The sequence below is a fragment of the Bradyrhizobium sp. Unk1 genome (assembly GCF_059512345.1).
Genome location: NZ_JCAMOP010000187.1, coordinates 1 through 1,111 on the forward strand (window position 1 = coordinate 1; position 1,111 = coordinate 1,111).

Sequence of the window (1,111 nt, forward strand, 5' to 3'; positions counted from 1 at the left end):
ACCACGGACAGAAGCATGAGCTCGGCGGCGTGACGTTCACCCGGGAGGCTTGACATCATCGGGCCCATTACAGAAGGCCGTGTACTCAAATTCGACTAGCGGATCACGGCGGACCATGATTCAAGCTACCAAACATCGGGGCTGTGATCATGCGCTACGAGCTGACGGATTTCGAGTGGAGTGTTATCGAACCCCTTCTCCCGAAGGACCGTCGAGGTCGCAAGCCAGGCAACAACCGCCGCGTTCTCAACGGCATCTTCTGGGTTCTGCGCGCGGGAGCGCCGTGGCGCGATCTGCCCGAGCGCTACGGGCCTTATACGACCGCTTACAATCGTTTCAACCGCTGGCGCAAAGCCGGCATCTGGGACCGGCTGATGGACGCGGTCGTCAAGGCACACGATGGCAAGGTCAGTGCGGATGATCGACAGTTCGATCGTGCGGGTCCATCAGCATGCTTCCGGGGTGAAAAAAAGAGTGGAGATCGTTGTGTGGGCCGAAGCCGAGGCGGCCTCACCACCAAAATCCACGCGCGCGTCGACGCGAAAGGCCGCCCGGTCCGCCTCATGACCCCCCCGGCGAGGCCCACGACGTGACGTGCGCCGAGGCCCTGCTGGACGGACTCGATGCGGGCGCCGTCGTCATCGCCGACAAAGGCTACGATGCCGATCGTGTTCGTGCCCACATCCGTGATCAAGGTGCGATCCCCAACATTCCCAACAAATCCAACCGGAAGAAGAGGTTCTGGTGGAAGAAGGCCATCTATCGCGAGCGCAGCCACGTTGAGCGCTTCTTCAACAAACTGAAGCAGTTTCGACGCATCGCCACCCGCTACGACAAGCTCGGCGCGACGTTCTTTGCTTTCGTTCAACTCGCTTCCGTACGAATTTGGCTTCGATCAATTGAGCCCACACCCTAGCTATGACGCAAACAAGTTAGCCGCACAGAAATTGGTTCTGCAGTGGCTTCCGCAGTTTGTTTACATAGTGACCTGCCACTGAATTTTCATCCAGCGGCAGTTAGAGTCTCGGGGTTTGTTGAAGTGCTCCCCAAAACTAGGCCAGCCGGCGCTGGAATTTTCCGGGGTTATGCTCATGCCGGCGGGGGCGCCGAT

The 1,111-nt window shown here is 59.1% G+C and carries 1 protein-coding gene; it reads left to right on the plus strand.

Annotated features, from left to right (window positions below; all coding sequences use genetic code 11):
- The first annotated feature begins 146 nt into the window (after positions 1 to 146).
- Positions 147 to 916, plus strand: a protein-coding gene (locus tag AC5ZFO_RS48015; protein WP_496124268.1) for an IS5 family transposase whose coding sequence is annotated in 2 segments (ribosomal slippage) — positions 147 to 567 and positions 567 to 916 — 771 coding nt in all. Because the reading frame shifts where the segments join, the coding sequence is not laid out codon by codon here.
- Positions 917 to 1,111 lie beyond the last annotated feature (195 nt).